General features: G+C 45.9%; 19 protein-coding genes and 3 pseudogenes. 7 read left to right on the forward strand and 15 right to left on the reverse strand.

What is annotated here, in order from left to right; all coding sequences use genetic code 11:
• Positions 1-106: 106 nt before the first annotated feature.
• Positions 107-2,383, reverse strand: a complete 2,277-nt coding sequence (locus tag ABEQ74_RS06120; protein WP_430120449.1) for a helix-turn-helix domain-containing protein — start codon at positions 2,381-2,383, stop codon at positions 107-109.
• 449 nt (positions 2,384-2,832) lie between these two features.
• Here ABEQ74_RS06120 and ABEQ74_RS06125 point away from each other — a divergent pair, with 449 nt between their 5' ends.
• Both ABEQ74_RS06125 and ABEQ74_RS06130 read left to right on the forward strand, forming a co-directional pair.
• Positions 2,833-3,759, forward strand: coding sequence for an ABC transporter permease (locus ABEQ74_RS06125; protein WP_430120451.1), 927 nt, complete (start codon positions 2,833-2,835; stop codon positions 3,757-3,759).
• Positions 3,760-3,797: 38 nt separating this feature from the next.
• On the forward strand, positions 3,798-4,676 hold the full coding sequence (locus tag ABEQ74_RS06130; RefSeq protein WP_430120453.1) for a carbohydrate ABC transporter permease: 879 nt from the start codon (positions 3,798-3,800) through the stop codon (positions 4,674-4,676).
• Positions 4,677-4,843: 167 nt separating this feature from the next.
• Here the strand turns inward: ABEQ74_RS06130 and ABEQ74_RS06135 are convergent, their stop codons facing one another.
• The 4 genes from ABEQ74_RS06135 to ABEQ74_RS06150 all read right to left on the reverse strand — a co-directional run bounded on the left by ABEQ74_RS06135 (position 4,844) and on the right by ABEQ74_RS06150 (position 8,237).
• Positions 4,844-5,461 (reverse strand): SUKH-4 family immunity protein, encoded by a 618-nt coding sequence (locus ABEQ74_RS06135; protein ID WP_430120455.1) that lies wholly within the window; start codon positions 5,459-5,461, stop codon positions 4,844-4,846.
• A 65-nt stretch (positions 5,462-5,526) separates the two neighbouring features.
• Positions 5,527-6,321 (reverse strand): hypothetical protein, encoded by a 795-nt coding sequence (locus ABEQ74_RS06140; RefSeq protein WP_430120457.1) that lies wholly within the window; start codon positions 6,319-6,321, stop codon positions 5,527-5,529.
• A 205-nt stretch (positions 6,322-6,526) separates the two neighbouring features.
• The gene (locus ABEQ74_RS06145; RefSeq protein WP_430120949.1) at positions 6,527-7,159 is read right to left on the reverse strand and encodes a DUF2306 domain-containing protein; all 633 of its coding nucleotides are present in this window, start codon (positions 7,157-7,159) and stop codon (positions 6,527-6,529) included.
• Between the two features lie 46 nt (positions 7,160-7,205).
• Positions 7,206-8,237 carry a DJ-1/PfpI family protein gene (locus ABEQ74_RS06150; protein ID WP_430120459.1) on the reverse strand — a complete coding sequence of 344 codons (1,032 nt, stop codon included), beginning with the start codon at positions 8,235-8,237 and terminating at the stop codon, positions 7,206-7,208.
• A 200-nt stretch (positions 8,238-8,437) separates the two neighbouring features.
• Here ABEQ74_RS06150 and ABEQ74_RS06155 point away from each other — a divergent pair, with 200 nt between their 5' ends.
• Positions 8,438-9,124, forward strand: coding sequence for a response regulator transcription factor (locus ABEQ74_RS06155; RefSeq protein ID WP_430120461.1), 687 nt, complete (start codon positions 8,438-8,440; stop codon positions 9,122-9,124).
• Position 9,125: 1 nt separating this feature from the next.
• A complete protein-coding gene (locus tag ABEQ74_RS06160) occupies positions 9,126-10,451 on the forward strand; it encodes a sensor histidine kinase (protein ID WP_430120463.1) in 1,326 nt (441 codons plus the stop codon).
• A gap of 432 nt (positions 10,452-10,883) precedes the next feature.
• Here ABEQ74_RS06160 and ABEQ74_RS06165 read toward each other — a convergent pair.
• The 6 genes and pseudogenes from ABEQ74_RS06165 to ABEQ74_RS06190 form a co-directional block, all read right to left on the reverse strand.
• A pseudogene (locus tag ABEQ74_RS06165) lies at positions 10,884-11,078 on the reverse strand (MFS transporter); the annotation flags it as partial.
• Between the two features lie 26 nt (positions 11,079-11,104).
• Positions 11,105-11,266, reverse strand: a complete 162-nt coding sequence (locus tag ABEQ74_RS06170; RefSeq protein WP_430120951.1) for a cyclophilin-like fold protein — start codon at positions 11,264-11,266, stop codon at positions 11,105-11,107.
• 194 nt (positions 11,267-11,460) lie between these two features.
• Positions 11,461-13,200 carry a Rieske (2Fe-2S) protein gene (locus tag ABEQ74_RS06175; RefSeq protein ID WP_430120465.1) on the reverse strand — a complete coding sequence of 580 codons (1,740 nt, stop codon included), beginning with the start codon at positions 13,198-13,200 and terminating at the stop codon, positions 11,461-11,463.
• 257 nt (positions 13,201-13,457) lie between these two features.
• A complete protein-coding gene (locus tag ABEQ74_RS06180) occupies positions 13,458-13,820 on the reverse strand; it encodes a cyclophilin-like fold protein (protein WP_430120467.1) in 363 nt (120 codons plus the stop codon).
• Positions 13,813-13,950: pseudogene (locus ABEQ74_RS06185) on the reverse strand (alcohol dehydrogenase catalytic domain-containing protein); the annotation flags it as partial. The pseudogene ABEQ74_RS06185 and the gene ABEQ74_RS06180, both read right to left, overlap by 8 nt.
• Before the next feature lie 79 nt (positions 13,951-14,029).
• Positions 14,030-14,926: a LysR family transcriptional regulator gene (locus ABEQ74_RS06190; RefSeq protein ID WP_430120469.1), complete on the reverse strand. Its 897-nt coding sequence runs from the start codon at positions 14,924-14,926 to the stop codon at positions 14,030-14,032.
• Positions 14,927-15,092: 166 nt separating this feature from the next.
• Here ABEQ74_RS06190 and ABEQ74_RS06195 point away from each other — a divergent pair, with 166 nt between their 5' ends.
• Together ABEQ74_RS06195 and ABEQ74_RS06200 are read left to right on the forward strand one after the other, a co-directional pair.
• A complete protein-coding gene (locus ABEQ74_RS06195; protein ID WP_430120471.1) occupies positions 15,093-16,277 on the forward strand; it encodes an MFS transporter in 1,185 nt (394 codons plus the stop codon).
• Between the two features lie 246 nt (positions 16,278-16,523).
• The gene (locus ABEQ74_RS06200) at positions 16,524-17,042 is read left to right on the forward strand and encodes a hypothetical protein (protein WP_430120473.1); all 519 of its coding nucleotides are present in this window, start codon (positions 16,524-16,526) and stop codon (positions 17,040-17,042) included.
• Between the two features lie 249 nt (positions 17,043-17,291).
• On the opposite strand, the pseudogene ABEQ74_RS06205 reads toward ABEQ74_RS06200, so the two are convergent.
• The 3 genes and pseudogenes from ABEQ74_RS06205 to ABEQ74_RS06215 form a co-directional block, all read right to left on the reverse strand.
• Positions 17,292-17,551, reverse strand: a pseudogene (locus ABEQ74_RS06205) (transposase); the annotation flags it as partial.
• A 287-nt stretch (positions 17,552-17,838) separates the two neighbouring features.
• Complete coding sequence (gene dhaK / locus ABEQ74_RS06210) at positions 17,839-19,599, reverse strand: dihydroxyacetone kinase subunit DhaK (RefSeq protein WP_430120475.1); 1,761 nt, start codon at positions 19,597-19,599, stop codon at positions 17,839-17,841.
• Position 19,600: 1 nt separating this feature from the next.
• The gene (locus ABEQ74_RS06215) at positions 19,601-20,737 is read right to left on the reverse strand and encodes a glycerol dehydrogenase (protein ID WP_430120477.1); all 1,137 of its coding nucleotides are present in this window, start codon (positions 20,735-20,737) and stop codon (positions 19,601-19,603) included.
• Positions 20,738-20,943: 206 nt separating this feature from the next.
• Between ABEQ74_RS06215 and ABEQ74_RS06220 the strand changes: the two genes are divergently transcribed.
• A complete protein-coding gene (locus ABEQ74_RS06220) occupies positions 20,944-21,993 on the forward strand; it encodes a PocR ligand-binding domain-containing protein (RefSeq protein ID WP_430120479.1) in 1,050 nt (349 codons plus the stop codon).
• 79 nt (positions 21,994-22,072) lie between these two features.
• On the opposite strand, the gene ABEQ74_RS06225 is transcribed toward ABEQ74_RS06220, so the two are convergent.
• The gene (locus ABEQ74_RS06225) at positions 22,073-22,831 is read right to left on the reverse strand and encodes an ABC transporter ATP-binding protein (RefSeq protein ID WP_430120481.1); all 759 of its coding nucleotides are present in this window, start codon (positions 22,829-22,831) and stop codon (positions 22,073-22,075) included.
• Positions 22,832-22,840: the final 9 nt, after the last annotated feature.

Genomic DNA, 22,840 nt, shown 5'->3' on the forward strand with positions numbered 1-22,840 from the left:
GTCCTTAGCTTCATCTAACCTAAAGCGTTTTGAAAAAACGCACATCGGAAGCAAAAACTTCGGTGCTGAAAAGTCGATTTTCTGAACTCGCACTTGATCTCACCCATTACTGAGCCTTTTTCGTCTCGATTGCATGCTGGCTTCTGAACTGTGCAGGCGAGATTTGATAGTGTTTTTTAAATAACGTGTAGAAATAGGTTGTATTCAAAATGCCTACTTGTTCGCTTATCGATTGAACGGATTCTTCGGTGCTCGCCAGAAGCTCCCTCGCTTTTTCCAATCGCACGGCATTCAGGTAATCGTTGAACGACAGCTCGCAATGCGCTTTGAACAGCTTGCCAACATAACTTCGAGATAGCTTTACCTCACCTGCAACCTGCTCGAGCGACATATCCGGTCTTGCATAATGCTTCCTTACGTAGATCTGAATAAAATCCACCACATCCGCGTGTCGAACCGTTCCCGATTCTTCGGACAGGCTGCACAGCCGCAGGGCGAGATCCTTTAAGGCATCCGCGGTTTCCTGAAGCGTCTGGAAACGGGTGATCCGCCGCGTAAAGTCGAGGAAGAGGTCCGCGCTGTCCCGATTTTTCACCGTATGGACATTGAGCTGCTTATACAGTCCGCCGATGAACTGGTTAAAGAAAAACATGACTTCATGGTAGTTATAATCGCGGATTTCCTTGATCCAATGATCAATTTCCTTCTCCAGTTTATCGCGTTGCTGCAGCTTGATGGCTTCAATGATACGCTTCTCCCGTTTGTCCGGATACTGCGCCTCGGAATGCTCCGCATCAGCGGTAATGAGTGGATCGCCGTAGAACAGCCTGCCCTTGCCTTTAAAGAAACGCTGGTGGAAGCAGGACTGCGCGCAATCAAACGATTCGAGCAGCTCTTCGTATGTTTGCGCAGCGGTTCCGATACCGACCGTGACCGATACGCGGAGCGTTCGGAGAATCTCTCCCTGGATCTCCTCCAGCATGCCCAATACATGAAGCGGAGGCCTGCTCTGTTTCATGGGGAGAATGATCGCCACGGTTCCGTCCCCGACTGTCGCAACGCTTGCTCCTTCCGGCTCCAGCATTTGCTGGGCCGCTCTGGCAACAGCAGCAGAGGAATAAGATTGCAGATCCTCATCCTCGCCTCCGGGTGAGCCGTCCTGACTGTCGAGCAGAAGTACCGCTGCCAAGAAATAAGGGCCCCTGCCCTCTCCTGCCAAACGGCGATATGCCGTCTCGTCGCCGCCCTTCAGCAGCTGCAGCACATGAGCCGCTCGCGCGACGGAGGCCTCCGACTCCATCGAGCGCATTTTCTCCGTCATCTCGGCGTACGTTGTGTCCAATATCATAAATTCGTTGATTTGTCGCCGGTTCTCCTTCAATCTCGGAATGGAACTCATTTTTTCCAGCAGATGCCGAATCGGATTATACGCATGATGAGTCAGCCAAATCGACAAGAACATGCTGATCACAAAGCTTGCTAGAGCCAGTACCAAAGCCGAGGTTCGTAAGGCCTGCATATTGAACAGTAAATTTTGATATTGACTTACGCTGATAAATGTCCAGTTCATATCCTTGGATTTGACGTAAGTAACAAGGCTCTTGCGGCCATCAATGGAGCGGGTGAAGTAGCCACTCTTCGTATCCGATGCCAGAATGGATTGGACGTAGGACTCCTTCGAAATATCCTCCATAAACCGGGACTGATCTGAGTGGGTGATGATGGTCCCCTTGTCGTCGATGACGTACAGTGAATCCACCGCTTCATTACTATAGCCTCCGATAAGATCCTGGATGGTGTCGGTACTCATGTTGATCACGATCGCACCTTTGGAGCTTAACGGCGAATAGTAGCTTGGGAGGAGGACAAAAGTAAGGACGTCTTCGCTCTGGTTTGCCGAAGTGGTGGAGATGGTGCGCGGGAACAGGTGAAAATAAGATGTATTCTTGCTGTTAATCTCCTCCAGCAGCACATCCTCCTGCTCTTTGGTGATCCCCTTTGTATTCAAATAGGTGTTGTTAGAGCCGTTGTAGATCCCGATCGAATGGATGAACGGGTATGTAGATTGGACTCGATTAAGAGTGCCGAACACTCCATATTGTTTCAGCGGATCGGCCTCTTTGTCCAAGAGGGCGTTCACGATCTCCTTGTCGCTAAGCAAAAGATTGCCTACATTATACACCTGGTCGCGGATTACACTGGATACGGCGCTGTTCTGCTTCAGCATCGACTCGGATATTTTCCCTACCTCCTTCGCGGTGCTCCAGGAGAACATCATGTACAGGACGACGGTAACGAGGGCAATCATGGCTGCCGTAAGCAAAACAAAGCTGAGAAACATATTTCGGTAAACTGCATAACGGAATAATCGCTGCCGGATCATATTCTCCCTCCTTGCCATTTGGTCATTATAATAGGTGAAATTTTATCCATTACTAACACGATATGTAATCTGCATGTTAATTGTAAGCATACTTCCTAGGGATCCAATCACTTGGAAGGGATACATATTTCACTCTAATCTTACATTTGCTCAGGGCATTCATCAATATGAAAACGCATTCTTTATTTTCCTTGCCTGGCTTAAATTCAATATAATCTTAGGACTAAACCCTTATAAAATAAGGGTTTTTCGGTCATTGTTCAATTCGGATGAAGCTGTGCGAAATACTCGAATTTGAAGTTTTTCTCGTTTTTTATAGCACGCCGCTATCCCTTCAATCCGTTCGATCTCCATTTTCATAGTTTACCGCTCGCGGCAACTCTCTTTACACTCAAGTCAGAACCGCTACGATTGCAAACCCATCACACAAAGAAAGGACGTGCTCACCTATGAAAAAAAGCCGCTCCGGCTTCCTGCGTGAAATCCGGTCGAACGGATCCGCATACCTGCTCGTCGTACCGGCAGCCATTTATACGCTGGTCTTCGGTTATTTCACGCTTCCCTACATGCTGATCGCATTCCAAAAATTCAACTTTAAAACGGGACTCTTCAATTCTCCTTGGGTCGGCTTTGACAACTTCAAGTTCTTCTTCTCGTCACCTCGGGCATGGGAGGTCACCTTTAACACGCTGAAGCTTAATTTCTTATTCATCATTGTCGGGACTCTTGCAGCTATGGCCATGGCTATCCTCTTCAACGAACTTCGCAGTCGCTGGTTCTCGAGAGTGACCCAATCCACCATTCTGTTTCCACATTTCTTGTCTTGGGTCATCGTCAGCTATATCATCTACAGCCTGCTGTCGACCGATTACGGTATCCTGAACCGAATCCTGGCATTCTTCCATATCGATCCCATCAACTGGTATGCCTCTCCACAATACTGGACCGGGATTCTTACAACCGCGGCGGTATGGAAGGATCTCGGAATGAACCTCGTCATCTATCTGGCGGCCATTACAGGGATTGATGACAGCTACTACGAAGCTGGCCGGATCGACGGTGCCACACGTTGGCAGCTCATTCGCCATATTACCATTCCGCTAATGCTGCCGACCGTATCGATTCTAACCTTGCTGGCCTTGGGCAAAATCATGTATGGCAGCTTCGACATGATATACGCCATCGTGAAGGACAATGGCCTGTTGTATCCTACCGTCGACGTCATCGACACGTATGTGTTCCGTTCCCTCCGCACCATCGGGAATCCGGCACAAGCAATGGCTGTCGGTCTGTATCAATCTGTAGTTGGATTTATTCTTGTATGGAGCAGCAACAAAATCGTGAAAAAGGTGAATCCGGACCATGCATTGTTCTAAGATGAAAACGGAACCATTCGGAAAGGAGCGAAACCTAGATGACGTCCAGACCTAAATTTGCCGACGGTGTTAACGCCGTTCTGATCGGCATTATCTCCATCCTCTGCATCTTGCCGATGCTGCTGGTGCTCATGGTGTCCTTTACAGATGAAGCCAGCATTAAACAATTCGGATACCAGCTGTTTCCGACCGAGCTGTCCCTTGATGCCTACAAGCTGCTCCTGTTCGGCAGCACACCGCTGTACAGAAGCTACATGATTTCAATCCTTGTGACGGTGGTCGGTACGGTCCTGGCCGTCACCATTACATCCATGGCTGGCTATACGCTAGCCGCCAAGCATATCCGTTATCGCAACGGACTCGGACTGTTCTTTTTTATCACAATGGTGTTTAACACGGGCTTGGTGCCCTGGTACCTGATCAACCTCAATCTCGGTATAAGTAACACGATCTGGGCCCTGATCATTCCATCCTTGGTGTTCAACCCGTTTAATCTGTTTCTCGTACGTAACTATATGTCCCAAATTCCGCCATCCCTCACGGAGGCGGCCAAGATTGACGGTGCGAGCGATTTCTATATCGCGTTCCGGATCTTCTTCCCGCTGTGCATGCCCGTCATTGCCACAATCACGCTCTTCTATGGCATTGCCTATTGGAACAACTGGTTCAACGCCATCATGCTGGTGGACAATGAGAAGCTCTATCCCCTTCAATACTTGCTGTTCAAGCTGAACTCCGAAATCAGCATGATCCAACAGATGCAGAGCAGCGGAGCCATTCTTGGCAGCCAGACGCTTCCTCAGGAATCGGTGAAGATGGCTACCGCCATTCTAACGATCGGACCGGTCGTGCTGTTCTATCCTTTCCTGCAGCGGTATTTTATTAAAGGCTTGCTGATTGGATCTGTGAAGGAGTAGGTGGCGATTTATCTACTTTTCCTCCGAAGGTCACAGGACTTCGTGGCGGGAATCATCCGTATAATCATAAGAGGCTAACCGCGAAAGCGGTTAGCCTCTTTGTAATGATGAGCAGTTGTTGGAGTATCACCTATTCATGCCGTGCTCCATGACGCCCCATTGTTCCACTAACGCAAGCGATCCTTCATTTCCTCGAGCACGATTCCCCACCAAGAAGAGGAACGAACGGCAGTAAGATCTATGTCTTTAAGCTCTCCCTTCATTTGCTCAAAGGCTGCCTTCCACTCACGCTGAATCTGCGAGGCGTCCGGGCGGGTTTTCGGCTTGATCTCTCCTCTTCTGAACTTCTCAAGCATCTGGCGAGATTGTTCTGCCGTCAAGATCATGGGAGGAAGATCGGGCTGTAAGTGTTCTGTCTGTTGTTTGAATACAAGTACCCTGTCCATGAATGTGAGCAGGCTTTCGATGGAGGCGTTCATATAAGTGGGTTTCTGTGCACCATCCTCGGTTACTGCCCAAATCCCCCCTGTGTCTGTATTCATCGCGACATGAAGCCCTTCGCCCCAAATCTCTCTTCCGATTGCGATATAGTCTCCATGAACGTTCTTAAGCTGAAGAGCTTCATGAAATAAAACGCCTAAAGCAGGCTCCTGTTTATCAAAGTCCGGTAGTCCCCATTGCACTAGTAATTCTGCTGCATCTTCGGGCATCCCTAAGCTGTCTAAAGCATCCTTGGTATAAGACAGTGCTCCATGAGCATACAACGTTTCGAATTGCTGCTTCATATAGATACCTCCTCTATAAACCTGAACTGGTACGCAGACTTTAACGCATTATGACTGAACACAATCTATAGATATTTACCAAAATAGAACTCTAACGCTTTCCGGGAATATCCGTCGCTTCCTTGCCACTCCGACATCGAGAAGAAATCATCGTCCCTCCTCGGGCGTGTTCGAGGCGTATCCTGCGGAGCCAATATGCCGGTATATCCCCAAATTTCCATAAGCACATCTCGTTCATGCTTGCTTGAAGGCAGCACATCCTTCCAGCGTTTTTCCAGATGACGGGGGCTTTCTTGCTCACCGCATTCTTCGACCGTTCTAAGCAGATTGTGCAGGATGCCAATATCCTCATCGCTTACCGGCAAGCTCTCTTCATGGCTTAGCTGCTCCAGGTCCAGCCAGCAGTAGAGCAGGTGATTCAAACGGATGCCTCCCCATTTGACACGTTCGAAATTTAGCACGTTCAGGTCGGCCTGCAGATAGTCACGATCCGACTGAAGCCCGGCGTGATTGCAATCCCCGCAGCTGCTGTAATTCGGCAAGGCCGAGCGCCGTTCTTCGTACGTATGTAGTGGCAGATGCGAGGTTAGCGCCCAGCTGGAGAGCGCGCTACGCAAATGAACTTGTCTCGTGGATAAGCTGTGCAGGTATGCGGCAGCTACCCTCTCTTTAGTAACCTCCTGATGCAGGCTGTGGAGCCTCTGTATCAACTCATCGTGCCCGATTGTGATGGGATCGAACATCAGCCCCTTGCTTTTTGCATACTCATAATCCTCACCAGCGAACGGCAGAGGACTACTCTTCCAGCCGCTGGATGACCAAAATGTTTGCATTAAGATCTTCTTCGCCTTTTTGTCCATACTCTCTACTTCCTACTTCCCATTTTTTTCTTTTTCTATCATATCAAAATAAGCCCTTGGTTCAACACTATGAAAAATTATAGATTAGGGATCAATGCACCTTTCAAGCTAAATAACCAGTCTCCTGAAATTATTCAGCGACTGGTTATTTAGCGTTGTCTTATGAATTGAATAATAACAGGTTAGGTGATCATTCTGTTTCACGCTATCTCACAGATTGACCTATCATTTTAATGATAATACTAGGAATGACCAGCAGCAGCACGATAGTGCCGTAAACGCCAATTGTATAGCTGGTAACGTAAACGAGACCGAATCCCTGATGAAATAGGGTGGTAATAAGATGAATTAACATGTTCGTAAAACAAAAAGCGTAGCTTCGGATCATCCAGCTCCGGTGCTGGAGGATTCGTTTCTTTTTAATCTGTACGAACGCCACAATGGTGATAACCAACCAAATCATATTAAGAGCATTGAAACCGATACTGCTTATTTTTCCACCTGTAGCGTAAGGCGCCATGTATCCGGAAGTAATCACGACAACAAGTACGGACAATAAATAGACATAGCCGTTTAGGCGGTGGAATCTGCGGCTTTTGTCAAAGATTTTACGCGAAAAGTTTAACAGCCCCGCCGCCATGGCGATACAGGCAAACACAACATGAATACGCATGACGGTTAACCAGGCCGGAAGATTAAGCTCGCGCTTTAAGCCAATTTTATGGCTTAGAAACCCAGTAGCTTCGGGATCGCTAATAAAATTAGCCACCAAGCTGTAAAGGATAAATACAATACTGATACCGGCTAAGAGTCTATATAATAACTTCCGATTCTTCATGCGATCTAAAGCTCCCTCCGTATCACTATTCCTATGTATTCGCATGTCAGAATACCCTCTTGCCTGTTAATTTGGATGCCGGCAGGATACCAGCCCTGGCCAATCCAGTCATCTGATATCCATCGGCAGTCACTTCAAATTTCAGGTTTAATCGCATGGGCTTCGTGATTCGCAGCGACCAGGTAAGCTTGTTGCCTTGAAGTAAGGGGGTTATAAATTCGACCGTCTCATCCCCTTGAGTTGCCTTGCCTTGTATGATTCCGTTCCTTATGGCGATGGAGAGCCTCACTTCCAGTTTACCAACAGGTGTTGCGATTGTCGTATCCCAGTCTCCGTTAAAGTCAGTTTCCATGGCTGAGTTTATGTCCTCGGTGTTAGTCATCCCCGCTTTGTTCATTGCCATGTTCGTTTCTTCATCAGTCACTGCCACATGAGAGCTAGGCATAATTCCCTCTTCCCGCCATACCGTTCCTCTCCGTTCATACTCGAATAGCTGCTCTACCGCGTGTGCGATGCGTGGTCCGAGCTCTCTTTCCACCAGATACAGCGCTACATCGAGTCCTGAAGTAACACCGCCGCCTGTAACCAGGTTCCCATTGTCCACTAAACGCGCCCGCACAGGAGTGGCACCAGTTGCTCCAAGTGCATCCATTCCCATATGATGCGTTACTGCCGGTCTGCTTTCCAGTAGCCCTCCCATAGCCAGTAACAGAGAACCACCACAAACTGTAGCAACGATGATGTCTTTTTGTTCCAGTGCCTGCCCGATCATCCCTGTCAATTCTGTATTCATAGCTCGCGACAGAATTGCAGGGGGCGAATCGGGACCCTCACCTGTGGGATCGCCCGACGCACCAGGTATCAGAATGATGCCCGCTTGTTCCGGATTCAGTCTGCCACTCGCTTCAATTATCAAACCTTTGGTTCCGCTAGCGACGGATCTTGGACCTTCAGCAGTGACAAGTTCTATGCTTAACGCGTTTTCAGCATATATTTCAGCAGCACTAAAAACTTCGTACGGTGCAAGGGCATCCAGAAGATCGAAGCCATCAAATAACACGATTTGAACCATTAACATTGATAAACCCCCTTTAATTTCAAGTCAGTGTGTTGACTTTCCAAACCTGCGACTCGTTCCACAAAAAAATGATAACAAATGAATATCTCAAACTAAGCTGAACAATGGTAACAAAAGTATAAACACAGCATCACAAAACATGAAATTACGCTTGTTCTAGTAAAAATAAATGATAGACTAGGCTCAAAGGTGGGATATTCATGATCGAAGGACTTACGATACTGGTAGTAGACGATGACCCAAGTATTGTCGAACTATTGAAGGATTTTTTGGAATATGAGAATTTCAAAGTTATAACTGCTTACGATGCTTCTCAAGCTTGGGCCTTGTTAAAGCAAAATTCCATTCATTGTATTATTCTTGACATCATGATGCCGGGACAGGACGGATTGGAGTTATGCCGCCGGATTCGGGCCGAGAGTAATGTACCTATCCTTTTCTTGAGCGCACGCAGTGATGATGTGGACAAGATTCGCGGGTTGACGCTTGGCGGCGACGATTATATCGTCAAATCCGCCTCACCCGGTGAGATCGTAGCTCGGGTAAAGGCTGTATTGCGCCGGTCTTCTTCTGGGCTGCAAATAGAGGACAAAATCTTGGATTTTGGTCACATCAAGCTAAATCTATCTTCAAGAGAAGTGACGGTTGATGGAAAAAATATCGTGCTCACACCCAGGGAATACGAGCTGTTACAGCTATTTCTCGAACATCCCAAGCATGTTTTTTCATATGATCAGCTCCTCTCCAAACTGTGGAATGGAGTAGGTGATAGGCATACGATTCGGGTGCACCTCGGTCGTCTGCGCGATAAAATCGAACCCGATCCGAATCACCCTCAATATCTGGTCAATATATGGGGAATAGGGTATCGCTTTGAAGGAGGATAACATGAGAACTCTTCGCATTCGTTCATTTATCATACTGATCCTTTTCTTTCTAATGATCGTGCCGTGGCTCTTCTTTGTTTCAGCTCACTTCATGGAGACAGGAACACTCAGCTTTACAAAAAAAGGCCCTCGAGATGAAATGATGCAGAAAAATTTGAAAGAGACCATACAGCTGATCGAAAGCAGCACGGACAAGTGGAGTGATCCAAGTTGGCAAAATCAATTACATACCCAATTGCAACAAACCCAGATGGAAGCAGTTATTGTATCCGCAACAGATCAGGAAATTTATCGGTCTAATCCGGAGAAGAACAGTAGATTATCCTCAAGCGAACGGTTCTCCGTCATAGAAGACAGTCGGTTGCTTGGAAATGTCGTCATTTATATGCCGAATTCAAATACAATACCGATCATTTCGATATTAGCTGGAATATTATTGGCCTTCTTTATAATCGGTGTTGAAATGCGAAGGTTCCTTCTGAAGCCTCTTGAGAAGATGAGCTTGGCAGCTAGGCAAATTGCCGCAGGAGATTGGGAGGTGGAGCTGCCTCAGTCCAGAATCACCGAAATCTCGGAGGTACGTGATGGATTCGAAGTGATGATTGAAGGACTTCAGGCATCTATTCAAAAACAAGCGGAATTGGAGGAAAAACGTCGATTCGTGATCACAGCCATCGCGCATGATTTGCGAACCCCATTGTTCGCATTACGAGGTTACCTGGATGGCCTGGAGCAAGGCATCGCCCAATCCCCAGATCAAATAGCTAAATATATAGCCGTATGTAAAGAGAAATCGGCGCAATTGGATGGGTTAGTAGAAGATCTTTTCACGTTTACAAAAATGGAACATGTAGAGATGAAGCTCCATAACCAGACAATGGATATTAAGACCATCATCCAGAAATCAATTGATAATCTAAGTCCTTTAGCTCAGCAAAAGCATATCTCCATCTCGTGCCATATTTCAGAAGACTCCTTCATTAAAGGTGACAATCAATTATTGGAACGAGCGATGAACAATTTGCTGGATAATGCCATCAGATACACTCCCGCTTATGGCGAGATTATTGTTCAATGTCACAAAGTTGATAACAAGATCCAGTTTACGATTCATGATACGGGGCCAGGGTTCTCCCTGGAAGAACTGCAGCGAATTTTTGAACCTCTATATCGTGGCGAAGCATCCAGAAACCGTTCAACCGGCGGCAGCGGATTAGGTCTGGCGATATCGCAAAAAATTATAAGGCTGCACGGAGGCGAACTCTCCGCAAATAACCATTCGGATGGCGGCGCCCTGCTAACAGGCTGGATACCTGTGGTTCTATAAATATAGGGATACAGGATGTGTTCAATGGTTAAAGATAGGCTTTCCGTTTATTATTCAACAGAATGAATCGAATTGTTCAATATCTGGAAAAATTACGGAGAGGCATTAAAGTGACTAAAGTAGAGACAAGCTAATCTTCCGGTTTCGTAAAAAAACAAAACAAGAACTGTACATCAACAGTTCTTGCAGTGCTCCTCATCTTATTTGGAATTTAAAAATGGGTAGTCCGTGTAACCTTTGCTGCCTCCACCGTAAAATGTTGTACGATCTGGTTCGTTAAACATAGCACCCGTTTTGATTCGTTCAACAACGTCCGGATTAGCTAATGCCCATGCTCCGACGGGAGCAACATCAGCAAGATTCGCCTCAATGTCCGTATCAACCTGTTCGAGAGGACGTCGAGACTATCTTCTCCTTCATTTATACCTACAAAGTCCAGATAGAAATAATGTTGCCTACAACGAAAATACCAAGAACAAGCAGCATCGCCTTCTTACGTTTTATGCCAAAAAATAATAACGGCATGGTCGGACCTGATATGGCAACAACAAGGGCAAAAAGACTCACTAACAACCCCGCTTTAGATACACTGACATGAAAGTGCTCAGCAATATGGGGTAATATCCCTGAATCACATAAGGAAAATGTTACTTTTATATAGTCAACCCTTTATCCAAAATGGTCAATTTTTCAAACCCGCCATGATCCTTAAACGTGAGGGTTAATGGCAGCCTTGACATAAAATCCCGGCTCGTCGGATTATCATACATTTTAATTATGAATTCTTCGTTGTTGAAGGTCATTTTGATCCTCATATCTGTCAAATCGTTATTCGTCTGCTTGTTTGCTTCAAACGTATTTTGTACTGATTTTGCAATTTCGGCGTGAACGGCGCCCTCTTCTACCAATCGAGCCGTTTTCTTTCTCTTTTTATGTTAACTTGTGCTCGTTACCGATGTTCAATTTGTTATCCCATACTCTGTCTCTGTTTCTTGATCCATTGTGCATTTTATTTTTCTTCGAACAATTTCTCGCCGCGATGGAGCCGCCATGCAATTTTAGCCGTATGAGGCGTCTCACGGGAAGTCGGGGCGTGTGACGCCAAATAACGGGTAACCGCAACAATCAGCGTTTCACGAGCCTTCTCAGCGAACGGTCCAGACTCGGAAGCCCAGCGGTCATATTCCGCCACGGCCGCCTCGTACATCTGGAAGGTATGGAATTCCGCATCCTCTCGAAGCAGCGCATGACCCAGTACATTGAATAATGGCTCCGGCTCTCCGCCGCTGCCCAGATAGCTGATCACCCATGCCGCTGCTGGCGCCACTTGCTGTTGCTTGTCTAGAATCTCTAGCAACTCCGTTGGCTCCGGTACTTCCTTCGCCGTGTCCAATACCTTCGGTCTCGGGGCAGCCGGAATGTTCAAAAACCGGTCAAGGTAAATGGTAGCCGCCGTGTGGAAAATACCGCGAACCAGCATGGAATCGGCGGAACGGATCAAGCCTTCGTGAACGGCATGAGCATGCGTAAACGTGTGCAGGACTGAGATCCAATCCCCAAAATCATTATTCGTATGGAAGCGAACGATCCGTTCCGCAGCAGCCAGAGCGGCAATTTGCGAAATGCGCACCGGAGAGGCACCTCCGAGCAATGCGTCCTTCAACATGCGAACCGTCTGAAGTGGATCGTCTCCAAGCAGCGCTTGGAACAGCTCTTCGTCATCGATGTCAGAACTGCCGCTTTCAGAGGATATGTCCTTTTTAGAAAGCTCCTCAAAGGCTTCCTTCAATGGTTGAACCAAATTGACCGGAGACTGCCAGCTATGAAGCTCTTCGCTGCGGGATACATTTCCGAACATAGGAACGAGTGAAGCAAGGACATATTTGCGTTGTTCCTGTCCGACATACTTCAAACTCTCGAATGCCTTGTTATGGAAATCCAGCGTATGACCGCCATTAATATAAAAATGGTCTGTCGCCGCCATGCTCATCATAGTGAACAACCGCGTATCATCGACTCCCGCTTGTACGGCTGTCAGCAGTACCCGTTCCGCGCCGCGTGTATCCCGAACCTCCATACAATCGCGGTACCATTCCGTTAATCGTTCTTCGGAGACGCTTGTATTCGGAAGCGGGTCGAGCAAGTAGCGCGTTCCGCTTCCGGCTGATTCGCGCGCCGTGTGCACTAATCCTTGGAACAACGCAAGGATGCGGCCTTGTTTATCAAGCTTTGGCAGAATGTTAGCCATCGCAGCCAGAATGGTTAATCCGGAACCCCACCCTTGCCTGCGCTGTTTAACTCCAAACTCGATCCCGATCGCTGCAATGTCCGTCTCTGGAACACCCGCCTCCATTAATCCGACTATGGCCTTGGCTATGACAAGCCCGATATTTTGTTCAAGACCGTTCAGAAGCCGGTCTTTGTACTGCTGTACTTGATTGCTGTTCCTTGAATTCGGATTGACCCAAATCCATCCCTGATGAATGGTTACGTCGTGTACCGGAACATCGTCCGCCCAAGGATCAAGCGTTCCGCCGCTGCATACGTCAAACCTCGCATGATGCCAATGACATGTTAAAATTCCGTTGCATAAGCTTCCCATATGAAGCGGAAAACCGAGGTGAGGGCAGCGGTTGTCAAGTGCATGCACCTTATCCTCGTGATAAAAAACTACGATGCCTCCCTTGACCAGCTTCGGGCCTTGCTCTTGAAGTTCATCTACCGTACCTGCTTGAATCCAACCGTTCATGTAAACGCCTCCAATTATCAATAATCTAAATTGCTTTATAGCTTATAGAATATCTTATTCCCAACACTTTTTAAACATTAATGTTTAAAAAGTGTCCGTTTTTTTATATCGCATAGGCCATAAACTTCACTCTGGGACCTGAATATTAATTATCAGTTCGTATGTTCCAGGGATAGCATGCGAATGCTTGAATGTACTACTGCGATGCTGCAGCCTATTCTGTAAAAGGGTCCCACGATCCGGTAATCACCAGCTCTTTACTTCACTTTTTCAAACGTTACTGTGAAATCATCGTTCATAGACTGAAGCTTGTTGGTAAACGCCTCAAGGTCAGATTCAATCTTTCCTATTTTAACCAGTTCGCTTGAATAGCTCCAATCTTGATAATACATGTTTACATCTTTCCAAGGGGCGTAATAACCGATATCCCCCACTTCCGGTACGCTTCCTGACGGGGCGCCTTCCGTAGTCAACCCTTCATCCAAAATAGTCAATTTCTCGAATCCGCCATATTCCTTAAACGTAAGCGTCAATGGCAGCCTTGAGATAAAGTCCCGGCTCGTCGGATTGTCAGGCATCCCTACCGTGAATACTTCATTGTCAATCGAGAACGGAGTCAACCATGCAGCCTACGCCTACACGATCGCCAACAGCATACTTGGTCACTTCCGAACCAACCTGAGAAACAATCCCGGCGATCTCGTGTCCTAGGACGAGAGGATATTCAACCTGTCCCCAACTTGAATCGGCGACTGGTTGTTTAGTTTTGTCTGAATGTGAATTTAATGCTATATTTAACGGCTGACTGCCAACATATCAAGGTTCTTGCTCATATCTCTACATATTCGAGAAACTTTTTAATCAATCCATACTGATTGCGATTTTTATAATAAATTCCACCCACCGAAAGGTTAAAGTTAAATGGATAGCTTAGCGGAATCGCAAGAATTCTTCCACTTTCCAAATAGGGATCGTCTTTAATCATCAAGCTGGTCATCAAAGCTATGCCCAACCCCTCAGATACAGTCTTCTTAACTACCTCCGAGTTAGTCGTTCTAAAAATAATATTGAGCGGTCCATAATGCTTCTCAAAATCCTCGATCAGATTATTGTAAAAACTTCGATCGTATAAAACAAAAGGATACTCCTTGACATCCATAAGTTGTAATTCTTGATTCAGTGCCAGCTCGGAATGGTTGGGAACAATAACATTAAACCTTCCCTGATGACGAAAAGATTGCAGCGTTATGTCTTTAGGAAGCATCTCTTCACCATTATTAAATAGTGTGATTAATCCCAAATCAGCTTTCTTCTGCTCCACTTCCTTCATGATCTCTTGGCTTTCCATTTCTTTGATCATCACGTTGATTTGCGGATAATCTTCTCTGAATCTGGCGAGTGCCTTTGGTAAAAATGCCATGAATATGCTTGGACTTGTAGCGACATGCAGTTCCCCGTTGTAAGTAGACGTTAGGGAATGCACTTCTTCCCGTAGTTCATCAGCTTTTTTTAATATTTCCATTATTTTTTTGATAATGGTTTTTCCTTCTTCTGTCGGAATCGTTCCAAGCCGCGATCGCTTGAAAATTTGGACCCCGAATTCTTTTTCCAACAAAGAGATGGATTGACTGATGGCCGATTGCGATACGTGCAGATTTTCCGCAGCTATAGACATTGATTTGGTATCTATCACTTCTTTTATATATTCCAACTGTTCGAAATTCATAATTATCACACCCATATATCATTTTTACTTATGTAAGTATCAGTAATTTTAATTTTACATTAATATTATACAATCGTAAAATGAAATATGTAAGCTGATTTCAAGGAGTGACAACCCTATCTGGCAAGTCAAAAATGGAAATTAAATAGAAAGAAGGTCCTTTCCATTGGATGCAACGAAATTATGGACAAAAGATTTTTGGGTGGTATCCCTTACGAATTTTTTTCTGTACTTTATCCATTATTTATTAATTGCCTGCATTACCGTATTTACGGCAGAGAAGTTTCATGCTTCAGCTAGCATGAGTGGCTTGGCCGCAGGCATTTTTATCATCGGTATGTTATTCGGGCGTCTTTATTCAGGCAAATCTATTGAGAGAATCGGACGAAAAAAGATGCTGTATTTCGGAATTGTTTTTTCTCTGATTGCGGTACTCCTATATTTTGCAGTCACGAGTTTACCTCTGCTCTTGCTTATCCGTTTTTTGCACGGTATTGGATTTGGAATTGCTTCGACCGCAACAGGAACTATAGTGGCAAACGTCATTCCGAATGAGCGACGCGGCGAAGGTACGGGTTACTATGCGCTAAGCACGACCATCGCTTCCGCGATTGGTCCGTTCCTCGGTATTTATATTAATCAGCATTATGGATTTCAGATGAATTTTGTTATATGTGCCGTATTAATTGTGATGAGTCTCCTGATTTCTGTATGGATAAGTGTTCCAAAAGAGACAATCAATCAAGCGCAATTGAATCCAACAAAAAGCTTTAAGCTAAGCAGCTTCTTTGAACCGAAGGCACTTCCAATTTCGATTGTCAGCATTTTCATTGGATTGGCCTACTCCAGTATTCTCTCGTTCCTTAACACCTATGCGCAGCAAATCCATTTAGTGGATGTGGCCAGCCTATTCTTTATTGTTTATGCTATTGCTACTTTGGTATCAAGACCATTCACAGGGCGGTTGTTTGATAAAAAGGGAGAGAACGTTGTGGTGTATCCGGCACTTATCATTCTTGCTATCGGTTTTCTGGTGATAAGTCAAGTACATCATGGCTACACGCTGTTGATATCCGCCGTTTTGGTTGGGGTCGGTTATGGATCATTTATCCCAAGTGCCCAAGCCATTGCTGTGAAAGCAGCGCCGCGAGACCGAATGGGTTTGGCAACTTCAACCTTCTTTATGTTTGCAGATTTTGGTGCAGGGTTTGGTCCGTTTATCATCGGATTTTTAATCCCCGTCTTAGGCTTTAAAAATTTATATATCGCGATGGCTATCGTCGTGTTAGCGGACATCGCTATATATTATCTCTTGCAGGGAAGAAAAAAGAGAAAAGTAATCGCGCTGTAAGAGGTACCACCAGCAACTTGATCACAGGGGGAATTTCTAAAATAGGATAGCAAACAAGGCAGCTGGCCAACGTGGATCGGCTGCCTTCTTGATTTTATTGAGCTATCAACCTCCAAAAGAGGAAAAATATACTAATAGAGAAGCCTTCATTTTTATGGTAGCATCACTACTGTTGTGTTCATTTATTTTCGATCTGATTATAAAAATTCCCGGGAGAGTTGGGTAGACCAACTAGCTGAATGAACTATGAAGAAAAATCATTCCAGAATCATCCTATTGGTTACCGTATTCTTGATCATTGCTTCACTTATTATATTCATTGACAATGTAAACACTAAGAAAGAATTTGAGGTTAATTCGTCTTATTATACGGGTTTTGTTGCGAGAGTACAGCGGTTAGATGAGACACTTTCTCAAACAAACGAGACCAAGTCTAATGGAGATGTTGTGCACATGCTTGATGTGTATACTTCCATTATTTTAGTGAATGACCAATTAACTCTACTAAAAGAAAATACTAAAGGTTTCCCCGATATAGATATTCTCATCAATGATTTTTCGATATTTAGGAATGAATATGGTTATCTTGTAAAAAATCAATTAGAGGGTCATCATGTCGATCCTGAAATACACTTAAAGGTAGTCACGCAGATCCAATTATTTCTAAATAATCTACCAGAAGAATACGAGAATTCCAGAGAGTTTACTGATCAATTTAATGCAGCAACTGTGCATATTAAACCATTGCTGCACCTTAACTTCTAATAATAATCTGCTATTACGGTGTGATTTTTTCGTGTGTTCAGACAGCTGACTCTTGTTACCAACGTGAAAAACACCTCCAAGGTTATCTCCATGTCTTGACGACATGATTGTATTCCCTTGAAGGTGATTATATTTAACTATCTATCGTCCAAGCCTCTGCAACTGCCAACAAATCTCCGCCTAGCCTATGATCGATCGATATCAATAACAAACCAGTGGCGATACATTGAAGAAATCCCCATTCCCAAATGTTCTCCAGATGGATTCTAGAAGGCTGTAGAACGTGAATATATAGGGATTTTCCTGTAAAGATTTCACAACCAGGGGATAGCTGGATTTCCACTTGGTACAAAACTCTTCCAGAGCGACCCTTCCTTGTTCTTCGTTCTCCGCACGATAGACGGTTTTGAAGTATGGCATATCTCAAGACGATCGCTCACACGTACTTTATGGGCTATGCTGCGTACCACGTGGACGCAGCAGGACTGGTATTTCGCTTGAGGATAAACCTGTTCACTATAAATTAGCAGTGCAGCAACTCTCAATGGTATAAACCCAAAGGTAGTGTTAGTAACACTTCAAAAAGAAAGTTCATTAGTGAGCGGAGCTCCTCCTGGCTCTGTTGCTTATAATCACCGCTGTTTTTATTTTGCAATGGGTAATGGAGCCTCTGATTCAGGAGATGACTATACTAAATCAGGATTTGATAATTTGAAAAGTTTTATCAATAATTATGACGTCACACAGGCATCACACACTGTTCTGTTCGAACTTCTCTCATATGAGATTTAGGAGATTACTTCATCACTTTCGCAAGCTCCGTGAAAATAACCCCGAGTGCGTGAGCACCTGCATCCGGATAACCAATGCTGCGTTCGCCAACAGTACCTGCTCTTCCCATTCGGGCAACAATGTCGGCCGTCTTCTGGGCTCCAAGCACAGCCGCTTCCGCTGCTTTGGTTGCTGCCTGCTTCATGTCTTCGCCTTGCTCTGCACTCTGCGACCAGGCATCTGCGAACGGTACGAGTGCATCGATCAATGTCTTGTCGCCAACGACAGCTCCTCTTCCGAATGATCTTTCACCCGTATCCTGGATTCCTTTGACAACGGCCTGCATCATATTAGCCACCTCTTGAACAGACAACTCCTGCTTCTGACCGGCAGATTTACTCGCCGCTCGGAATGCGGACCCCCAGATCGGTCCGGAAGCCCCGCCGCAATGCTCCATAATGATCATCGAGCAGGCATCAAGGAAATCACCGATTTCACTGAGGTGATGGTTTAGAATATCGTCCCATTCCTCCTTTAGCTGCTTGAAGCCCTTGGCAACACTCATGCCGAAATCACCATCTCCGGCATGGGCGTCCAGCTCGCAGAACGGAACTTCATTCTTAATAATGACCTCGCTCATTTGGTCGACAAGAAATACGATGTTTTGCAAGGAGAGACGGTTATTATTAATCACCGCTGCGGCAGCTTCCGTGTTATTAGTATACGAAACCTTACCCTCCGGCTTCTCTTCCTGGATTACCTCTACATAATTCACTGGCTCAAATGGACCTTTGATCGACAAGGCTGGCGTATCGCATGGTGCGGAGAGCCACTTCTTGAGTGGCTCATCCAGCTTCATAATCGTAACTGACGCGCCAGCCATATCGATGCTGGTCATGTAATTACCGACAAAAGCTTTGAATACCCGCTTGTTTCGGGCCGTCAATTCGCGTATCACGGAATTGTTTAATAAGTACAGCTCCTGCAAGGGCGTGCCGCCAAATCCATTGATCAATACGGCAATCTCTTGTTCCGCTGAATCATTCATCTGCAAGTTGTCTAGCAAAGACGTAACCATCCGCTGGGCTAGCTCATCCGCAGTCACCGCTGTTTCTCTGCGAATTCCCGGTTCGCCGTGAATGCCAACGCCGTATTCCATCTCGTGATCATCGATATGGAATGTCGGGGACCCCTTGGCCGGAACCGTACAGGAGGTAAAAGCGAAGCCGATGCTGCGCACATGATTAATCGCGTGCTGTGCCGCTTCCTTCACTTCAGGCAGGGACAGACCAGCTTCTGCCGCCGCTCCGGCGATCTTATGAACGAGTACCGTTCCGGCAACTCCACGTCTCCCTACTGTATAGAGACTGTCTTCCACAGCAATATCATCATCAACCTTGACATAATCTACTTGAAGGCCATCTTCGCTAGCGAGATGAGCCGCATTTTTGAAATTCATAATGTCGCCGCTGTAGTTCTTGATAATAAGCAGCGTTCCCTTCTTGCTCGCAGAGCTGCGAATCGCTTGATATACCTGAATTTGGGATGGGGAAGCAAACACATCTCCGCACACGGCAGCATCCAGCATGCCGCCCCCCACGAATCCGGCATGAGCCGGTTCGTGTCCGCTTCCGCCGCCGCTGATCAGCGTCACTTTTTCTTGATTGATCTCTTTTTTGGAAATCACTTTGTACTTGGAGTTGAAGTCCAACTCAGGATGTGCCAGAACTAGCCCATTGCACATTTCCCGAACCAGCGTTTCCGGCACGTTCATCAATTTCTTCATTTTATACCTCCTTATTCACTTTATATTGACGTCCCAGCTGGTCTGCGGCCATAATAGCCGACGCCACTGCTTCTTCAGAAATCGGGAATGGCATCGAATGAATGGATTCCTCCGCGATACATGCTTTCTTGGCAACCTCAAGCAGTTCCTCGTAAGTCACATGCTCGACTCCGATATCCGCCAAACATACAGGAAGACCGATCGACAGACAGAAGTCCAGCACTTCCTTCATTTCGGCACGATCCGCATTCTCAAGCATTAATTGAGCAATCGTACTGAACGCTACTTTCTCGCCATGATAATAATGATGTGTTCCTTCCAAAGCAGTCAAGCCGTTATGAATAGCGTGAATCGCCGCCAAACCGCCGCTCTCGAAGCCCAGACCGGATAATAGAATATTCGTCTCAATGATATCCTCTAACGCAGGCGTGACGATATTTTGATCGCATGCCAGCTTCGCTTTGTATCCATTCTTAAGCAGTGTTTCGTAGCACAGTTTGGCAATTCCGAGGGCTGTAACAGTCCCTTTTGCCTCGCCGCACACCCCTTCGCGAACACCGCATGGCAGACCAGCATTGACATTCGAATACGAATTGGCGGTTGCTCTTGCTTCAAAGTAGGTAGAGAGCGCATCCCCCATTCCAGCTACGAGAAAACGAGTCGGTGCATTAGCAATCACCGTCGTGTCAATCATGACTACGCTCGGACTTTGCTTAAAATACGCATAATCATCGAACTCCCCTTCCGGAGTATAAAGTACCGCCGAGTGGCTAGTCGGTGCATCGGTTGCCGCAATCGTCGGTACGATGATCAGGGCCTCGCCTTCAGCGACGCATTTTGCCGTATCAATGGCTTTGCCACCGCCGAGACCAATCGTGCAGGCACATTGATGCTCTTTGGCCAAGGCCTGTAATCTGGCAACCTCCTGCCGAGAGCATTCACCATGAAAGCCGCTTTCTACCAGCGTTATATTAAACTTCTGTTTCGTTGACTCCAGTTTGTCTTTCACCCGGGCAACATCATCGGGATGAGCAATCAGCAGGGCGGATTCACCAAATGTTTTAACAAAATAGCCTAAATTATATAATTCATTCTCACCTTGCACGTATTTCGTCGGGCTAATAAACGCTCTTCTCATGTTCATTCCTCCTGGGCTTCATATTATATCTATCATTATAGGTTACAAATATTCGGGAAGCATGAAACAATAAGGTTTGATTAAAGCGTTTTCTTATCGTATTTTTTTGTTATCTTTATAAAAAATTGTATTATCTTGTCCTATAATAGAATCATTCGATATAATATTCAGTAGAACTACTATAACTTTTTTAGGAGAACATCGTCATGTCCAAATCCCGGTTCGATTTAGAAGAAATCATTGATTTGGAGAAATGGGAGAAGCTGCAGGATTCCTTATCGCTCGTTACCAAAATGGCGATTCTTACGATTGATTACAAAGGTGTACCCGTAACCAAACACAGCTATTGTCAGCCCTTCTGTCATGGCGTACGCCAAGATGCCCATCTCTCGCAATACTGTCAAAAATGTGATGCCCGTGCGGGCATTGAAGCCGTTCGGCTGAACAAGCCCTATATCTATTTATGCCACTTTAATATTATCGATATTGCTATCCCCATCATTATAGATAACCAGTATCTAGGTGCAATTATGGCCGGACAGCTCAAGCTTCGTGAACCCGACGCTCCGATGCTGGAACAGATTGTATCACGGCCACCTAACGTCGAGTCCAATCGAAAATTCAAGGAACTCGAGGAGCACTATGATGCGCTGCCCGTCTTATCCTACGATGAAGTTACGAAGTGCGTGGATCTGCTGCTGCAATTAAGCACCTATATTGTAGAAGAAGCCATTCACAAGCATACCACGATCGATTTATACAAAAAGGTGCTCACTTCCGGCACGGATACGCCAGCTTCCATGGAAGCCTTTCATCATGAGCCCAATCGAGCCGTACGCAACATCCAATCCATCCAGCATGAGCTGTCAGGGGCGCTGATCGATACCAAATTGAAGAATGGTGCTCAAAGATTCGTCTCTTCGAACACTATCCTTCAACCTGCGTTTGATTACATTTTTGCACACAAACATGAGAGTTTCAGCCTGAAAGAGATGGCTAAGCTATGCCATATTAGTCCAAGCTACTTCAGCCGCATCTTTACAAAAGAAACGGGAGAGAATTTCTCCGTCTTCATCGCCAGGCTCAAGATTGAATGGGCTAAGCAGCTGCTGGAATCAACCGATTCGCCGATCCATCAAGTGAGCGATGATTTAGGCTTCTGCGATACGGGCTATTTCATCAAAACCTTCAAAAAGTTCGAGAACCTCACGCCAGCTGTGTACCGGAACATGTATATAAGTAGCCCATCTAAGTAACCTGTTCATCTTAACGCCCATTCACGATAAAGCACCCCTTCGTCCTTAAACGAAGGGGTTTTACACAATTAATTAAATATCATATTCCGATTTCCAGCATTTTCGCCGTTACACTCTCTACCCTGCGATCCATATCCGTTCCGTCAAACTTGGGAAGCTGGAGTTCGCTGACAATGCTCCCGTCGCGCATAAACATAATTCGCTCCGTCCTCGCAGCCACATTGGCATCATGCGTTACAAGCATGACCGCAGTACCTTCCTCGTTGATTTCAGAGAAAATGTCCATGATTTCCTGCGCGGATTTGGAATTGAGCGCACCCGTAGGCTCATCTCCAAAGATAATTCTTGGGCTGTTCATCAGCGCCCGACAGATTCCCGCACGCTGAAGCTGTCCTCCCGAAACCTGGGTAATATCGCGCTTTTCGAGCTCTGCAATCCCTACTCTTTTCATAAGTGCCCTTGCTTTTCTCGTTAAGGATGCAGCGTTCTTTCGCTGATCCCGCATAGACGGAAGAATGATGTTGTCGAGGATATTGAGATTCTTAAGCATCGTGGGCTGCTGGAACACAAATCCCATGCTGGTTCTGCGTATATCAGAAAGCTCATTCTCCGAGGCAGCCGATAAATCCTGATTGTCAAAGACAACCGTCCCGCCATTCACGCCATCAGTCCCGCTTAGTGCAAACATTAACGTTGATTTTCCAGAGCCTGAAGGTCCCATAACTGCAACAAACTCGCCCTCGTTAATGTAGGCGGACACGCCGTCCAGTACATGTCGCTGTTCATCACCTTCGCCGAAGGATTTTACGATATGATCGCCGATAATTAATTTTTTCATAGGTTAAGG

The sequence above is a fragment of the Paenibacillus solani genome (assembly GCF_050475945.1).
Taxonomy (GTDB): domain Bacteria; phylum Bacillota; class Bacilli; order Paenibacillales; family Paenibacillaceae; genus Paenibacillus_AQ; species Paenibacillus_AQ solani_A.

Bases quoted from the DNA above. Each gene is read 5' to 3' on its own strand.
- ABEQ74_RS06120 (WP_430120449.1), bottom strand. From the start codon at position 2,383: ATGATCCGGCAGCGATTATTCCGTTATGCAGTTTACCGAAATATGTTT.
- ABEQ74_RS06125 (WP_430120451.1), top strand. From the start codon at position 2,833: ATGAAAAAAAGCCGCTCCGGCTTCCTGCGTGAAATCCGGTCGAACGGA.
- ABEQ74_RS06130 (WP_430120453.1), top strand. From the start codon at position 3,798: ATGACGTCCAGACCTAAATTTGCCGACGGTGTTAACGCCGTTCTGATC.
- ABEQ74_RS06135 (WP_430120455.1), bottom strand. From the start codon at position 5,461: ATGAAGCAGCAATTCGAAACGTTGTATGCTCATGGAGCACTGTCTTAT.
- ABEQ74_RS06140 (WP_430120457.1), bottom strand. From the start codon at position 6,321: ATGGACAAAAAGGCGAAGAAGATCTTAATGCAAACATTTTGGTCATCC.
- ABEQ74_RS06145 (WP_430120949.1), bottom strand. From the start codon at position 7,159: ATGAAGAATCGGAAGTTATTATATAGACTCTTAGCCGGTATCAGTATT.
- ABEQ74_RS06150 (WP_430120459.1), bottom strand. From the start codon at position 8,237: ATGTTAATGGTTCAAATCGTGTTATTTGATGGCTTCGATCTTCTGGAT.
- ABEQ74_RS06155 (WP_430120461.1), top strand. From the start codon at position 8,438: ATGATCGAAGGACTTACGATACTGGTAGTAGACGATGACCCAAGTATT.
- ABEQ74_RS06160 (WP_430120463.1), top strand. From the start codon at position 9,126: ATGAGAACTCTTCGCATTCGTTCATTTATCATACTGATCCTTTTCTTT.
- ABEQ74_RS06170 (WP_430120951.1), bottom strand. From the start codon at position 11,266: ATGAGGATCAAAATGACCTTCAACAACGAAGAATTCATAATTAAAATG.
- ABEQ74_RS06175 (WP_430120465.1), bottom strand. From the start codon at position 13,200: ATGAACGGTTGGATTCAAGCAGGTACGGTAGATGAACTTCAAGAGCAA.
- ABEQ74_RS06190 (WP_430120469.1), bottom strand. From the start codon at position 14,926: ATGAATTTCGAACAGTTGGAATATATAAAAGAAGTGATAGATACCAAA.
- ABEQ74_RS06200 (WP_430120473.1), top strand. From the start codon at position 16,524: ATGAAGAAAAATCATTCCAGAATCATCCTATTGGTTACCGTATTCTTG.
- dhaK (WP_430120475.1), bottom strand. From the start codon at position 19,599: ATGAAGAAATTGATGAACGTGCCGGAAACGCTGGTTCGGGAAATGTGC.
- ABEQ74_RS06215 (WP_430120477.1), bottom strand. From the start codon at position 20,737: ATGAGAAGAGCGTTTATTAGCCCGACGAAATACGTGCAAGGTGAGAAT.
- ABEQ74_RS06220 (WP_430120479.1), top strand. From the start codon at position 20,944: ATGTCCAAATCCCGGTTCGATTTAGAAGAAATCATTGATTTGGAGAAA.
- ABEQ74_RS06225 (WP_430120481.1), bottom strand. From the start codon at position 22,831: ATGAAAAAATTAATTATCGGCGATCATATCGTAAAATCCTTCGGCGAA.